General features: G+C 48.9%; 2 protein-coding genes. Both read right to left on the bottom strand.

Annotated elements, in window-relative coordinates:
- Nucleotides 1–402, bottom strand: a 402-nt coding sequence (locus A3750_RS19035) for an aminodeoxychorismate/anthranilate synthase component II (protein WP_068548632.1), incomplete at its 3' end; no start/stop codon positions are given.
- A partial coding sequence (locus tag A3750_RS19030; protein WP_197475157.1) for an anthranilate synthase component I family protein occupies nt 402–1,153 on the bottom strand: 752 nt, incomplete at its 5' end. The genes A3750_RS19030 and A3750_RS19035, both read right to left, overlap by 1 nt.

Here is a 1,153-nt window from a genome sequence, read left to right as displayed (position 1 = left end):
TTTGTCAATCACCAGCGAGTGGTAACGTGTCGCTGTTAGAGGGTTGGGCAAACCCTTAAACACACCGGTGTCGTTATGATAAACAGGCGAGGTTTTACCATGCATAACGCGCGAAGCACGAACAATGTCCCCGCCAAATGCCTGACCGATACTTTGATGGCCCAAGCAGATACCCAAAATGGGTAGTTTACCTCTAAACTGTTCTAATACTTGCAAAGAAACACCGGCCTCATTTGGCGTACACGGCCCTGGAGAGATCACTATTTTTTCAGGGTTCATCTCACGAATTTGCTCAATCGTGATTTCGTCATTGCGATGCACGTGTACATCCGCACCTAGCTCACCCAAGTATTGAACAACGTTATACGTAAAGGAGTCGTAATTATCGATCATCAACAACATTAGTTACTCTCCTTCGCATCAAGACCCTGAGTCGCCATAGCCACCGCACGAAACACCGCACGCCCTTTATTCAACGTCTCTTCCCATTCATTAAGAGGAACAGAATCGGCAACAACGCCTGCACCGGCTTGAATATGAAGCTCTTCATCTTTGATAACAGCGGTTCGGATAGCAATAGCGGTATCCATATTACCGCTCCAGGAAAGATAACCCACCGCGCCGCCATAGACACCGCGCTTTACAGGTTCAAGCTCGTCAATAATTTCCATTGCTCGTATTTTGGGTGCGCCACTCAAGGTGCCTGCAGGGAATGTCGCTCTGAGCACATCCATCGCACTCGCCCCTTCTTTCAACTCACCCGTCACATTGGAGACGATGTGCATCACATGCGAGTAGCGTTCTATGATCATTTTATCGGTCAACTCCACCGTACCTGTTTTGGCCACTCGCCCAACGTCATTGCGCCCCAGGTCAATCAGCATCAGATGCTCGGCAAGCTCTTTTGGATCGGCTAGTAAGTCTTTTTCGAGCACGATATCTTCAGCTTCATTCTTGCCCCGTTTCCGCGTACCAGCAATTGGTCGTACGGTAACCAAGCCGTCCTCTACTCGAGCAAGGATCTCAGGTGACGAGCCAACAACATGAAAATCGCCCAAGTTTAAAAAGTACATATAAGGTGACGGATTCAAACACCGCAATGCACGATACAAGTCTAGCGGCGCAGCCTTGAAAGGAATCGACATACGCTGCG

The organism is Oleiphilus sp. HI0079 (genome assembly GCF_001635105.1).
This window is presented reverse-complemented; position numbering and strand designations above follow the sequence as displayed.